11 protein-coding genes are annotated in these 13410 nt (G+C 68.2%); 8 read left to right on the top strand and 3 right to left on the bottom strand.

All coding sequences use genetic code 11. The annotated features are described in order from the left end of the window. Nucleotides 1–913 precede the first annotated feature (913 nt). The gene (locus tag RH94_RS36680; protein ID WP_073952600.1) at nt 914–1828 is read left to right on the top strand and encodes a YceI family protein; all 915 of its coding nucleotides are present in this window, start codon (nt 914–916) and stop codon (nt 1826–1828) included. A 212-nt stretch (nt 1829–2040) separates the two neighbouring features. Here the strand turns inward: RH94_RS36680 and RH94_RS36675 are convergent, their stop codons facing one another. Together RH94_RS36675 and RH94_RS36670 are read right to left on the bottom strand one after the other, a co-directional pair. After that, a complete protein-coding gene (locus RH94_RS36675; protein WP_073952599.1) occupies nt 2041–2625 on the bottom strand; it encodes a DUF4352 domain-containing protein in 585 nt (194 codons plus the stop codon). A 309-nt stretch (nt 2626–2934) separates the two neighbouring features. Continuing rightward, nucleotides 2935–4593, bottom strand: a complete 1659-nt coding sequence (locus RH94_RS36670; protein ID WP_073952598.1) for an N-6 DNA methylase — start codon at nt 4591–4593, stop codon at nt 2935–2937. Between the two features lie 227 nt (nt 4594–4820). Between RH94_RS36670 and ctaD the strand changes: the two genes are divergently transcribed. From ctaD to RH94_RS36655, 3 genes are all read left to right on the top strand, one after another. Further along, nucleotides 4821–6677: an aa3-type cytochrome oxidase subunit I gene (gene ctaD / locus RH94_RS36665; protein WP_407697409.1), complete on the top strand. Its 1857-nt coding sequence runs from the start codon at nt 4821–4823 to the stop codon at nt 6675–6677. Further along, on the top strand, nt 6674–7072 hold the full coding sequence (locus RH94_RS36660) for a cytochrome c oxidase subunit 4 (protein ID WP_073952597.1): 399 nt from the start codon (nt 6674–6676) through the stop codon (nt 7070–7072). The genes ctaD and RH94_RS36660 overlap by 4 nt, the downstream gene beginning before the upstream one ends. 127 nt (nt 7073–7199) lie before the next feature. Then, nucleotides 7200–8450, top strand: a complete 1251-nt coding sequence (locus tag RH94_RS36655; protein WP_073952596.1) for a L,D-transpeptidase — start codon at nt 7200–7202, stop codon at nt 8448–8450. A 107-nt stretch (nt 8451–8557) separates the two neighbouring features. On the opposite strand, the gene RH94_RS36650 is transcribed toward RH94_RS36655, so the two are convergent. Next, nucleotides 8558–8959 carry a response regulator gene (locus RH94_RS36650; protein ID WP_073952595.1) on the bottom strand — a complete coding sequence of 134 codons (402 nt, stop codon included), beginning with the start codon at nt 8957–8959 and terminating at the stop codon, nt 8558–8560. A gap of 198 nt (nt 8960–9157) precedes the next feature. Here RH94_RS36650 and ctaE point away from each other — a divergent pair, with 198 nt between their 5' ends. From ctaE to qcrB, 4 genes are all read left to right on the top strand, one after another. Next, nucleotides 9158–9769 carry an aa3-type cytochrome oxidase subunit III gene (gene ctaE, locus RH94_RS36645; RefSeq protein ID WP_073952594.1) on the top strand — a complete coding sequence of 204 codons (612 nt, stop codon included), beginning with the start codon at nt 9158–9160 and terminating at the stop codon, nt 9767–9769. Nucleotides 9770–9832: 63 nt separating this feature from the next. Beyond that, entirely contained in the window at nt 9833–10642 is an 810-nt protein-coding gene (qcrC, locus tag RH94_RS36640; RefSeq protein WP_073952593.1) for a cytochrome bc1 complex diheme cytochrome c subunit, read from the top strand. Next, nucleotides 10639–11706 carry a cytochrome bc1 complex Rieske iron-sulfur subunit gene (gene qcrA / locus RH94_RS36635; protein ID WP_073952592.1) on the top strand — a complete coding sequence of 356 codons (1068 nt, stop codon included), beginning with the start codon at nt 10639–10641 and terminating at the stop codon, nt 11704–11706. The genes qcrC and qcrA overlap by 4 nt, the downstream gene beginning before the upstream one ends. Continuing rightward, nucleotides 11703–13340, top strand: coding sequence for a cytochrome bc1 complex cytochrome b subunit (gene qcrB, locus RH94_RS36630; RefSeq protein ID WP_073952591.1), 1638 nt, complete (start codon nt 11703–11705; stop codon nt 13338–13340). The genes qcrA and qcrB overlap by 4 nt, the downstream gene beginning before the upstream one ends. Nucleotides 13341–13410: the final 70 nt, after the last annotated feature.

The following is a 13410-nucleotide window of genomic DNA, read 5'->3' as shown; positions in this document are numbered from 1 at the left end:
GAGCCGTACGGAGCCGAGGAGAATCGCCGGCACCAGTCCGATGCGCACCCCGAGCCGGACGCCTCGACGGACCACCTCTCCGACTGCCACGTGCCCCCTGCCCCCTGCCCCCTGCCCTGGGAATCGACCTCACGTGCCCTGACCGTTGCATCGACCGCCCGATGATGGCACGGCCGACCCTCTGCGGTTCCTCGTCATGCTCGATGCTCGCGAACCGGCCGCCCCACATGGGAAGGGCCGGTTGCGAGCGGAGCTGCGGCTGAACACAGGCGGCACCATGCACTGCGGCACTGCGGCACTGCGGCACTGCGGCACTGCGGCACTGCGGCACTGACAACGAGATAGCGTGCGACGGCCGACGGCTTCGCGTGCCGGGTCGGGACGCGCTGGGCGGAGGGACGGCGAACCGTCGTGCCGTCCGCCTGTACGGACTTCACCACGCCCGCGGACACGGAGACGGGCCGTGGCCTGCTCCTGGTCACCGGCCCGGCCGACCGCTGGGGCACGGAGCCCTGCTTCCCGGCGGCATGAGCGTCTGAGCGGGGTACGCGGTGTGAGCGCGAACGGTCCCCAACCAGTGCCGGGTGTGTCGGTTCGGTGGCGATGCTGCGTGCTGGGCGTAAAAGTGGTGGCGCGGCAGGTGTTCTTCGCCACAGTGACGCGCCAAGCGGCAAGGTCAAGGTGTCAAGATTCACCCCGCGGATGTGCAGATTTGCGATGGCCTGACCATTCAAACTGCCGTTATACCAGCTTTGACCATGCGAAACGCCATCTCTGCACAAGTTGCTTTATGATCGCTAACGAACTGATCCCTTCATGCCTGCATCCTGACTCCAGATGCTCTTGGCGATCGCGATCACAACGGGCCATGGGGCCCGCATGGCAGCCACACGTGTGCAGAAAGGTGAACACCATGGCCCTCGGACTGCTCCGCCGTCGGCGTTCCCGCAGCGCCTCCGGTGCCGAGCCGGGCCTTTCGATTCCCCTGCCGGCCGGCGCGGGCGCGTTCGGCTGCGAGGTCGTCGACTTCATGGGGCAGCCCATGGGTGGCGCCGAGGTCACGGTGACCGCGCTGGACAGCCACCGCGTCGTGACCCACGGCACCACCGATCCGTACGGCTTCTTCATGGCGACGCTGCCGCCGGGCCCCTACAGCGTGCGGACCGCGGCCGAGGGCCTGTCGCCCGCCCGCGAAACCGTCGAGATAGCCGCCGGCGTGGCCCCTCCCCCGGCACGCATCACGCTGGAGCCCGCCCGTCAGCTGGAACTCCCTCCGCCCGGTGCCTGGTTGTTCGACCCACCGCACACCGCGATCCGGTTCATCGCCAAGCACGTGGGCATGGCCCATGTACACGGCCGTTTCACCCGCTTCGACGGTGGCATCCGCGTCGCGCAGGACATGGCCGATTCCCAGGCCTGGGTGCGCATCGACGCCTCCAGCATCGCCACGGGCAACAAGACCCGTGACAACCACCTGCGTTCCGTCGACTTCCTCGACGTCGAGCACTACCCGTACATCGACTTCGTCAGCACCCGGTTCGTCCACCTCGGCGGCTCCAAGTGGACGCTGCACGGCACGCTCACCATGCACGGCATCAGCCGCTCCGTCGGCTTGGACACGATGTACCTGGGCACGGTGAACGGCGGTTACGAACAGGAACTCCGCTGCGCGGCACTGGCGAAGGCGGAGCTGCACCGCGACGACTTCACCCTGAACTACCGCTCGATGCTGGCCCGCGGCATCGCGGTCGTCGGACCGACCGTCCAACTGGAACTGGACATACAAGCGATGTACCACACCCCCGACACGCCCACCCCGCCGGAGTAGGCGAAACGGACCGGCCTCCTCCGCCCGTATGGACTTCAGTACGCCCCCGGACGCGGAGTCGGCCGGGCCTGCTCCTGGTCACCGCCCTGGCCGACCGCAGGGGCACCGAGCCGTACCCGCCCGGAGGCAAGACCGTCTGGGCCGAGTGCGCGAGGAGGTCGCGCGGCGGACGAGGAATGGCCGGCGCGGTCCGACGCGGCCTCCTGGTGCGGCTACCTCAGCTTCCACTCGCCGGTCTGGTCGGCGAACCCGGAGTCCATGGTGAACTGCACGGTGTCGGGCTTCGACGCCTTGGGAACCTCGAAGACGATCCAGCCGAGGCCCGTGGCACCGGGCTTGAGCTTCAGACTGGAGGACATGGACGGACCGGCCGTGATCTCCGCGAAGGTGGAGTCGAACTGCTGCCCCTCGCTGTCGGCGACCTGGGCGCCGTTGGACGGGCTGTCGTTGTAGACCGCCTTACCGGTGTTGACGATCTTGAACTGCACACCGACGAACCGCTTGCCGGAGTCGGGCTCGGAGAACTCGTCGGCCGACTTGGCGGGGTCGGCGACCTTGACGACGGTGACGTCGAGCCGGCTGCCGTCCTCCATGCCCTTCAGGGTCAGGGTGTCGCCGACCTTGGCGACCTCAGGGGTGGCGTCCTTCTCCTTCTCGGCGTCCTTGCCGCTGTCCGCCTTGGCGGCGGCGTTCTCCTTCGGCTTGTCGACGACGGTGCTGCCGGTGCCGCAGGCGGTGAGAGCGAGCGCGCCGACGACGGCGACAGCGGCGGCGGCGATTCTGGTACGGGCGTGCATGGTCCCCCCAAGGACAGTGCTGTGTTGTTCACGACGCACCCCCGCAGACTTCGCGAGCGGAGGTTCACGAGCGACTCTAGGGCCGTACGTTGATAACGTCAACACACCCTCTTGATCGGGTTCCTGTTGACACGAGGGTCCGGCGACACCCGGTGCGCATGATCGATTACGGATCGTCCGTTCGGGACGGCGAAAAAACCGACACCCTGGCCGGCTACCGTTCACCGCCCCACGGCCGGGGTGCCGACGGTCCGGGTCAGGGGCGGCCCGGGGCCGTGAGCCCGTTCACCCCGGATCACTGACGGGGCGTCAGCTATTGGGCTCCAGCGCGCCGTTGGCGAGGCCGTCGCGGGCCAGCTCGGTGGCCTCGCGGCTCAGTTCGGCGATTTTCCCGGCGCGCTCCTCGAACTCCTCGAGGGCGCGGAACGCCGCGCCGTAGCGGCGCTGTTCGGCGATGTCCATCTGGGGGACGCGGGCGCCCTTGCCGTCGAGGCGGAACGTTCCGCTCGCGCTGGTGGACCGGCGGGTGTTGGCCGCGCTGCGCAGGAATCCCCGCAGGAAGTCGGTGTCGAGCTGGTCGCTGACGGACACCGGCTCCGCCTCGCCGTACTCGACGAGACCGGCTCGGGCGAGATCGGCGACGCTGACGGAAGGGCCGTCCGCGGCGCCGTGGCGTTCGCCCGCGGTGAGGGCCGGCAGCAGCTCGGCGAGCACGCGCACGTGTTCCGCCAACTCGCGCCGCAGTTGCCGGTATTCGGCCGGGTAGTCGCGGTGGGACTCCTCCACGTACCGGCCGGGGGTGAGGTCCACGACGTCGTCGAGCAGTTCGATGAGGGAGACGTCCGCCGCCTGGTCCGGCCGTGCGTCCAGGGGGCCGTCCGGGTCGTTGCCGGTCAGGTCGACCATGCGGACACTGGTGGCCGCGTCGCCCGGGGAGTGCGGGCGGCGCAGTTGCCAGAGGTGCACGGGCAGCGCGTGCGAGGCGGCCGTACCCGGCGGCAGGGCGGTGACCTGGGTGAGGATGCCGCGGCGTACGAGCTCGGCCCGGATACGGCGGCCGGCCTTGCGGTAGGCGACCGAGGCGGGCATGACCATCAGCATCCGGCCGCCGGGAACGGTGTGCGCGTACGCGTGCTGCAGCCAGGCGAGTTCGCCTTCGGCCCGGGACGGGGTGCCCAGTTCCCACCGCGAGTCCAGGAGGAGCTCCTCGCGGCCCCAGTCGGTGTCGCCGACGGGCGGGTCGCAGACGACCAGATCGGCTCCGAGGTCCGCCCAGCGGTCGTCGCGGAGGGAGTCCCCCGCGACGATCTCGACACCGGAACGTCCGGCGAGGTCGGCGCGCAACTGCGCGAAGCGGGCACTGCGGGCGTCCGCCTCCTGTCCGAACCGCCGCGGCCCCCGCTCGGGACCGACGGAGAGCAGAAGGGTGCCGATGCCGCAGGCCGGGTCGAAGACGACGGCGTCGTCGGCGACTTGGCCGGACAGGTGCCGTACGGCCCGGACGATGCGCGGCGAGGAGACCTGGTCGGATCCGGCGCGGCGCACGGAGTCGGTGAAGCGCTCGGCGAGGGCGTCGGCCACCTCGCCGGGCGAGCCGCTGTCCGCCAGGCGCCGGGCCAGGCCGGCGGCGTCCTCCGGGAGGGCGGCCGGCCTCTTCGCCCGGGCGTCGGCGAGGACCGTGGCGACGTCGGCGAGCGCGGCCACCATGTCGTCGCCGTAGGCTCCGCGCAGCATCTGCCAGAGCCGGACCTCCTCCGAGAGGTCCTGTCCCTTGCGCTGCCTGTCCAGCCACGCCTGGACCTCGGCGAGGTCGAAGAGCGGACTGTTGGCGCTCCCACCCGTCGGCGCGGGGAAGTCGTCGTACCGCCGCCGCCAGTTGGACACGGCGGCCCGGGTGACGCCTGCGAGCCGCGCGATCTCGGAGCCGGTGACGAGAGGACCGGCTGATGGGGCGGCGTTGTCCGTCATGCGGACAACCGTACACGGCCCCTGTCCCCCCATCAACGAAAAACGTGTTGACGCGGTACACGTCCGGCAAAGCTTCCCTCACGTGTACCTCGCCCCTTCCTGATGGCGGTCGGCGCATACGTCCGGTTTCGTACCGGCCCCGGCGCAGAAGGGACTGTTGGCCCCTGCCCGGAGGACCGTGCGGGGACTGTTCGGCCCTATCCGGCCCCTGTACCGATCCAGTGATCATGGGGCGGCGGCCGGGAGGGTCCGGTCCGGTTTCCCGGCCGGAGCGCCTCCGGGGTCGTCGTTCCAGCGATGAAGAGAAACAGATCGGGAGGCACCGTCCGGTGGACGAGGTGCGGATAGAACAGGCGGCGGCCGTGCGGCCGCAGGACGCGGTCGGGGCGCCCGCCGCGACCGCGGGGACGGCCCGGAAGGGGACCGGCGGACGGTCGGCCTGGGTGGAGTGGCTGACCACCACCGACCACAAGAAGATCGGGACGCTCTATCTCGTCACCGCCTTCGCGTTCTTCATCGTCGGCGGCGTCATGGCGCTGGCGATGCGGGCCGAACTCGCCCGGCCCGGACTGCAGATCATGTCGAACGAGCAGTTCAACCAGGCGTTCACGATGCACGGCTCGATCATGCTGCTGATGTTCGCGATGCCGTTGTTCACCGGCTTCGCGAACTGGATCATGCCGCTGCAGATCGGCGCCCCCGACGTCGCCTTCCCCCGGCTGAACATGATCGCCTACTGGCTGTTCCTGTTCGGTTCCCTCATCGCCGCGGGCGGCTTCCTCACTCCGGGCGGGGCCGCCGACTTCGGCTGGTTCCTGTACGCCCCGCTGTCGGACGCCGTCCACTCGCCGGGGATCGGCGCCGACATGTGGATCATGGGCGTGGCGCTGTCCGGCTTCGGCAGCATCCTCGGCGCGGTCAACTTCATCACCACGATCATCTGCATGCGGGCACCCGGCCTGACCATGTTCCGCATGCCGATCTTCACCTGGAACGTGCTGCTGACCGCGCTCCTCGTCCTGCTCGTCTTCCCCGTGCTCGCCGCGGCCCTGTTCGCCCTGGAGTGCGACCGCAAGTTCGGCAGCCACATCTTCGACCCGGCCAACGGCGGAGCCCTGCTGTGGCAGCACCTGTTCTGGTTCTTCGGGCACCCCGAGGTGTACATCCTGGCGCTGCCGTTCTTCGGCATCGTCAGTGAGGTCATCCCGGTCTTCTCCCGCAAGCCGATCTTCGGCTACATGGGTCTGATCGGCGCGACCATCGCGATCGCGGGTCTGTCGGTGACGGTGTGGGCGCACCACATGTACGCGACCGGCGGTGTGCTGCTGCCGTTCTTCTCCTTCATGACCTTCCTGATCGCGGTCCCGACCGGAGTGAAGTTCTTCAACTGGGTCGGCACCATGTGGAAGGGCTCGCTGTCCTTCGAGACGCCGATGCTGTGGTCGGTCGGCTTCCTGATCACCTTCGTCTTCGGTGGCCTGACCGGTGTCATCCTGGCCTCGCCGCCGCTGGACTTCCACGTCACCGACTCGTACTTCGTGGTGGCCCACTTCCACTACGTCGTCTTCGGCACGGTCGTCTTCGCGATGTTCGCCGGCTTCCACTTCTGGTGGCCGAAGTGGACGGGCAAGATGCTCGACGAGCGTCTGGGCAAGATCACCTTCTGGCTGCTGTTCATCGGCTTCCACGGCACCTTCCTGGTCCAGCACTGGCTGGGTGTCGAGGGCATGCCGCGCCGGTACGCCGACTACCTGGCGGCCGACGGCTTCACCGCGCTGAACACGGTGTCGACGATCTTCTCCTTCCTGCTCGGCATGTCGGTCCTGCCGTTCTTCTACAACATCTGGAAGACGGCCAAGTACGGCAAGCCGGTGGAGACCGACGACCCCTGGGGGTACGGCCGCTCCCTGGAGTGGGCCACGTCCTGCCCGCCGCCGCGGCACAACTTCCTCACCCTGCCGCGGATCCGCAGTGAATCCCCGGCCTTCGACCTGCACCACCCGGAGATCGCCGCGCTCGACCAGCTCGAGAACGCCGGTCACGGCGAGAAGGCCCTCGCTGGCGGAAAGGAGGCCGGCAAGTGAAGATCCAGGGCAAGCTGTTCATGTGGCTGAGCGTCTTCCTGCTCATCACGGCCGTCGTCTACGGCGTGTGGTCGAAGGAAGCGGTAGGCACCACCGCACTCTTCATGGCCTTCGGCCTGGCCATCATGATCGGCTTCTATCTGGGCTTCACCGCCCAGCGGGTCGACGCGGGTGCCCAGGACGACAAGGAGGCCGATGTCGCGGACGGCTCCGGCGAGCTGGGCTTCTTCAGCCCGCACAGCTGGCAGCCGCTCGGTCTCGGCCTCGGCTGGGCGCTGGGCTTCCTCGGCATCGCGGTCGGCTGGTGGCTGCTGTACTTCGCGGTCCCGCTGATCCTGATCAGCGTGTTGGGCTGGGTCTTCGAGTACTACCGCGGTGAGAACCGCACCCAGTGACCCTTGTGGAACACCGGTGGCCCGGACACTCCTGACGGAGTGTCCGGGCTGCTGCGTTTGCCGGGGGAGTTCACCCGCATGGGCGATTAATCGTGCCGGAGCCGGTGGAGCTTCCTAGCGTGACCCCATGCGCACCACTCCGTACACCGGCGGCACCGTCCGCGTCCTGCTGGCAGTCGCCCTGGGGGCGACCGTCACCGCCTGCGACGCGGACGGCAACCCGCTGGCCGCCACTCCGTACGACGCGGCGGACCAGATCTCCTTCAGCGGCCCCAAGGAGGTCGGCGGGAAGGCCGACCCGGACAAGCCCCTGGAGGTCACCGCCGACGGCTCGGACGGGCGGATCACGGACGTCACCGCCGTGGACACCACGGGCCGCTACGTCTCCGGCGAACTCGCCGCCGACGGCAGCCGCTGGCACAGCACCTCCCCGCTCGCCGCGGGCACCCACTACACGGTGACCGTGAGCACGGAGAACGGCAGTGGCAAACCCGGCCGCAAGGTCCTCGCCCTCGACACCAGCAAGCCCGCCGACCCCAAGCGCCTGAACGTCACGTTCGGGCCGCAGGAGGGCACCTACGGCGTGGGCCGGCCCATCACGGCCGAACTGGACCAACCGGTCACGGACAAGCGCCAGCGGGCCATCGTGGAGCGCGCCCTGAAGGTCGACTCCGTGCCCGCCGTGGAGGGCTCCTGGTACTGGGTGAGCGACAAGGAGCTCCACTACCGCCCCCAGTTCTACTGGCCCGCCAACGCCACCATCCAGGTGCGCAGCAACCTGGAGAACATCAAGATCAGCGACCGGCTGTGGGGCGGGGCCGCCAAGCCGCTGAAGATCACCACCGGCGACCGCGTCGTGGCCGTCACGGACGCCGCCAAGCACCGGTTGACGGTCTACAAGAACGACGAGGAGATCAAGCAGATCCCCATCACCACCGGCAAGTCCGGTTTCGAGACCCGCAACGGCATCAAGGTCGTCCTGGCCAAGGAGTACTTCGTACGGATGAAGAGCACCACCGTGGGCATCGCCGTCGGCTCCGCGGACTCCTACGACCTGCCCGTGTACTACGCCACCCGGGTGACCTGGAGCGGCGAGTACGTCCACGCCGCCCCCTGGTCCGTCGGCTCCCAGGGCACGGACAACGTCAGCCACGGCTGCACCGGCATGAGCACCCCCAACGCCAAGTGGTTCTTCGACACCATCCGCGAGGGCGACATCGTCCAGGTCGTCAACTCCGCCGGCAAGCCGATGGAACCCTTCGACAACGGCTTCGGCGACTGGAACGTCCCCTGGCAGAAATGGCTCCAGGGCAGCGCCCTGACCACCCAGGACACTCCCAAGGCGAACCAGCCCAGACTGCGCCCCCAGGGCCTGTGAACGAGGGCTTGCACAAGAGGGGCGCGGGGAACCTCGCGAACGACCCGGGACGGCCCGCAGCCGCGAAACCACGGGCCGTCCCGAGCTCTCAGGCGCGACTCAAGGGCTCAGGCGCTGCTCAGCGCCTTCTTCCGCAGCAAGGAAGCCAACGCGGCAGCGAACTCCACCGGCTCCACCGGCAGGGTGACCGCCGCGTCGGCCCGGCTCCACGTCGCCAGCCACGCGTCCTGCGGCCGGGCGATCAGCAACAGCACGGGCGGGCAGTCGAAGATCTCGTCCTTGATCTGCCGGCACATCCCCATGCCGCCCATCGGCACGGCCTCGCCGTCCAGGACGCAGACGTCGATCCCGCCCCTGTCCAGCTCCTTGAGCACCGCGGCCGGAGTGGCGCACTCCAGGAACTCCACCACGGGGGCGTCCGGGGCCGGCCGGCGTCCGCAGGCCAGCCGCACCTGCTCCCGGGTGTTGGCATCGTCGCTGTAGACCAGCACCGTGGCGGTCGCCTGCATTGTTCCTCCGCGTCGTGGGTCGGGAACTCGTCGGGAACTTACGGGTACCGATGGCGCGGATGCTACCCCCTCCCACCGCTGGTCGACAGCGGCTGGAACAGCTCTTCGATGGGCCGTACGGGCATGGCACACCCCCCGGACACTCCGAACAGCACCCCCCGGGGTGAGGGCGGGATAAGCGACCGACATAATGTCGGCGTGGCGACAGCAACGACAGTAGAAACCGGGCACGCGCACCCGTCGGTCAACCGACCGAACCTCACCAGCGTCGGAACCATCATCTGGCTGAGTTCCGAGCTGATGTTCTTCGCGGCCCTCTTCGCGATGTACTTCACCCTGCGTTCGGTGACGGGTCCGACGCACTGGAAGGAGATGGCGGGCGCTCTCGACGTCCCCTTCTCGTCGGTGAACACCACGATCCTGGTGCTCTCCTCACTCACCTGCCAGCTCGGCGTCTTCGCCGCCGAGCGCGGTGACGTGAAGAAGCTCCGGATGTGGTTCATCGTCACCTTCATCATGGGATCGATCTTCATCGGTGGCCAGATCTACGAGTACACCGCGCTGGTGGCGCACGAGGGGATCTCCATCTCCTCCGACCCCTACGGCTCGGTGTTCTACCTGACCACCGGCTTCCACGGTCTGCACGTGCTGGGCGGTCTCTTCGCCTTCCTGCTGGTGCTCGGCCGTACCTACGCAGCCCGGAGGTTCACCCACGAGCAGGCGACCGCGGCCATCGTCGTGTCCTACTACTGGCACTTCGTCGATGTCGTCTGGATCGGACTCTTCGCCACGATCTACTTGATCCAGTAGGCGACGAGCCGATCCAAGTCCGCAAAGCATCGACGCAGAGAAGATCCTGACACCGGGGTAATCGTGAAAAAGCTCTCCGCACGACGACGCCATCCGCTGGCGGCGGTCGTCGTCCTACTCTTCGCGCTGGCGGCCACTGGGGGGCTGTACACCGCGTTCGCACCCGCGAGCAAGGCAAAGGCCGACGACACCGCCCAGTCCCTCGCCATCGAAGAGGGCAAGAAGCTCTACCTGGTCGGCTGCGCCAGCTGCCACGGCACCGGTGGTGAGGGCACCACCGACGGCCCGAGCCTGGTGGGCGTGGGCGCCGCGGCGGTCGACTTCCAGGTGGGCACCGGCCGTATGCCGGCCCAGCAGCCGGGTGCGCAGATCCCGCGCAAGAAGGTCAAGTACAACCAGGCCCAGATCGACCAGATGGCCGCGTACATCGCCTCGCTCGGCGCCGGCCCGGCCATCCCGGCGACGAACCAGTACAACCCCGCGGGCGCGGACGCCGCCAAGGGCGGTGAGCTGTTCCGCAACAACTGCGCCCAGTGCCACAACTTCACCGGCAAGGGCGGTGCGCTGACGCACGGCAAGTACGCCCCGGAGCTGCAGGGTGTGAGCAACAAGCACATCTACGAGGCCATGCTGACCGGCCCGCAGAACATGCCCTCCTTCCCCAACACCACGATGTCCGAGCAGAACAAGAAGGACATCATCGCGTACCTCAACGAGGTCAACGGTGAGAAGAGCGCGACCCCGGGCGGTATGGATCTGGGCGGTATCGGACCGGTCAGTGAGGGCCTGTTCGCCTGGATCTTCGGGCTGGGTTCCCTGATCGCGGTCGCCGTCTGGGTCGCCGCTCGGACCGCAAAGGCCAAGAAGTCATGAGTAGCCAAGACATTCCTGAAGAGAACCTGCCCGCAGAGCGGGCCGCCCACGAGCACGGGCGCGGAGCGGTCTCCGTGGCGGACGAGCGGCACCCGTTCGCCGACCCGGGCCTGCCGCCGCACGAGCACCGGATCCAGGACGTCGACGAGCGGGCCGCCAAGCGGTCCGAGCGCACCGTCGCCCTGCTGTTCACGGTGTCGATGCTGGCCACCATCGGCTTCATCGCCTCGTACGTGGCGATCCCGGTCGAAAAGATCGTCTACGTCTTCCCGATCGGGCACATCAACGCGCTGAACTTCGCGCTGGGCCTGACGCTGGGCGTGGCGCTGTTCGCGATCGGCGCGGGCGCGGTCCACTGGGCCCGCACCCTGATGTCCGACGTGGAGGTCGCCGACGAGCGTCACCCGATCGAGGCGTCCCCCGAGACCCGTGCCAAGGTCCACGCGGACTTCAAGCAGGGCGCCAAGGAGTCGGGGATCGGCCGCCGCAAGCTGATCCGCAACACGATGCTCGGCGCGCTCACCCTGGTGCCGCTGACCGGCGTCGTGCTGCTGCGCGACCTGGGCCCGCTGCCCGGGACCAGCCTGCGCCACACGCTGTGGGCCAAGGGCAAGCGTCTCGTCAACATGAACACCAACCTGCCGCTGCGCCCCGAGGACGTCGCGGTCGGCTCGCTCACCTTCGCCATGCCCGACGGGCTGAAGGAGGCGGACGAGAACTTCCAGACCGAGATCGCCAAGGCCGCCCTGATGATCGTCCGGCTCGAGCCGCGCGACATCAAGGACAAGCGTGAGCTCGACTGGGGGCACGAGGGCATCATCGCCTTCTCGAAGATCTGCACCCACGTGGGTTGCCCGATCTCCCTGTACGAGCAGCAGACGCACCACGCCCTGTGCCCGTGCCACCAGTCCACCTTCGACCTCTCCGACGGTGCCCGAGTGATCTTCGGCCCCGCCGGCCACGCCCTGCCGCAGCTGCGCATCGGTGTGGACAGCGAGGGTTACCTCCAGGCGCTCGGCGACTTCGAGGAGCCCGTCGGTCCTGCATTCTGGGAGCGCGGATGAGTACAACAGCATCGAACAAGTCCCGCTCACGCGGGGGGGCACAGGCCGGCGAGAGGCTCGCCGACTGGGCCGACGGCCGGCTCGGGATCTACTCCCTGGCCAAGGCCAACATGCGGAAGATCTTCCCCGACCACTGGTCGTTCATGCTGGGTGAGGTCTGCCTCTACAGCTTCATCATCATCATCCTCACGGGTGTCTACCTGACGCTGTTCTTCCACCCGTCGATGAACGAGGTGGTGTACCACGGGTCGTACGTCCCGCTGCAGGGACAGCTGATGAGCGAGGCCTTCAGCTCGACCCTGGACATCTCCTTCGACGTGCGCGGTGGTCTGCTCATCCGGCAGATCCACCACTGGGCCGCGCTGATCTTCCTGGCCGGCATGTTCGTGCACATGATGCGCGTGTTCTTCACCGGCGCGTTCCGCAAGCCGCGTGAGGTCAACTGGCTGTTCGGCTTCCTGCTGTTCGTCCTGGGCATGTTCACCGGCTTCACCGGTTACTCGCTCCCGGACGACCTGCTCTCCGGCACCGGTGTCCGCTTCATGGAGGGCGCGATCCTGTCCGTGCCGGTCGTCGGCACGTACCTGTCGTTCTTCCTCTTCGGCGGCGAGTTCCCCGGTCACGACTTCGTGGCCCGGTTCTACTCGATCCACATCCTGCTGCTGCCGGGCATCATGCTGGGTCTGATCGTGGCCCACCTGATCCTGGTCTTCTACCACAAGCACACGCAGTTCGCGGGCCCCGGGAAGACCAACAACAACGTGGTCGGCATGCCGCTGCTGCCGGTCTACATGGCCAAGGCCGGAGGCTTCTTCTTCCTGGTCTTCGGTGTCATCGCGGTCATCTCGGCGATCGCGGAGATCAACGCGGTCTGGACCCTCGGTCCCTACCGTCCGGACATGGTGTCCACGAACGCCCAGCCCGACTGGTACATGGGCTTCTCCGAGGGCCTCATCCGCGTGATGCCGGGCTGGGAGGTCAACTTCTGGGGCCACACGCTCGTCCTGGGTGTGTTCATCCCGCTGATGATCTTCCCGCTGGTCCTGGTGTCGATCGCGGTCTACCCGTTCATCGAGGCCTGGATCACCGGTGACAAGCGCGAGCACCACATCCTGGACCGCCCGCGCAACGCCCCGACCCGTACCGCCTTCGGCGTGGCGTGGATCTCCTGGTACTTCGTGCTGCTGGTGGGTGGCGGAAACGACCTGTGGGCCACGCACTTCCACCTGTCGATCAACGCGATCACGTGGTTCGTGCGCGTCGGCTTCTTCCTCGTGCCGGCCGTCGTGTTCGTCGTCACCAAGCGGATCTGCCTCGGCCTGCAGCGCCGCGACAAGGAGAAGGTGCTGCACGGTCGCGAGACCGGCATCATCAAGCGCCTGCCGCACGGTGAGTTCATCGAGGTCCACGAGCCGCTCAGCCAGGAGCAGCTCTACACCCTCACGGCGCACCACCAGTACGAGCCGGCCGAGATCGGCCCGACGGTCGACGAGAACGGCGTCGAGCGCAAGGTGGGTGTCAAGCAGAAGCTGCGCGCCAAGCTCAGCAACGCGTACTACGGCGAGGACAGCCAGGTCCAGAAGCCGACCGTCGAGGAGTACAAGGAGATCACGAGCGGCCACGGCCACCACTGATCACTGACCGCTGAGCGTCGCCACGCCACGGTCGAGAGGCCCCGTCCGAACCCCGGACGGGGCCTCTCGC

This window comes from Streptomyces kebangsaanensis (assembly GCF_001906585.1).
GTDB lineage: Bacteria > Actinomycetota > Actinomycetes > Streptomycetales > Streptomycetaceae > Streptomyces > Streptomyces kebangsaanensis.
This window is presented reverse-complemented; position numbering and strand designations above follow the sequence as displayed.

What these genes read in the sequence shown, in the direction of transcription:
- RH94_RS36650 (WP_073952595.1), bottom strand. Translation starts at nt 8,959, where the DNA reads ATGCAGGCGACCGCCACGGTGCTGGTCTACAGCGACGATGCCAACACC.
- RH94_RS36670 (WP_073952598.1), bottom strand. Translation starts at nt 4,593, where the DNA reads ATGACGGACAACGCCGCCCCATCAGCCGGTCCTCTCGTCACCGGCTCC.
- RH94_RS36680 (WP_073952600.1), top strand. Translation starts at nt 914, where the DNA reads ATGGCCCTCGGACTGCTCCGCCGTCGGCGTTCCCGCAGCGCCTCCGGT.
- qcrA (WP_073952592.1), top strand. Translation starts at nt 10,639, where the DNA reads ATGAGTAGCCAAGACATTCCTGAAGAGAACCTGCCCGCAGAGCGGGCC.
- RH94_RS36675 (WP_073952599.1), bottom strand. Translation starts at nt 2,625, where the DNA reads ATGCACGCCCGTACCAGAATCGCCGCCGCCGCTGTCGCCGTCGTCGGC.
- ctaD (WP_407697409.1), top strand. Translation starts at nt 4,821, where the DNA reads ATGGGGCGGCGGCCGGGAGGGTCCGGTCCGGTTTCCCGGCCGGAGCGC.
- qcrB (WP_073952591.1), top strand. Translation starts at nt 11,703, where the DNA reads ATGAGTACAACAGCATCGAACAAGTCCCGCTCACGCGGGGGGGCACAG.
- RH94_RS36655 (WP_073952596.1), top strand. Translation starts at nt 7,200, where the DNA reads ATGCGCACCACTCCGTACACCGGCGGCACCGTCCGCGTCCTGCTGGCA.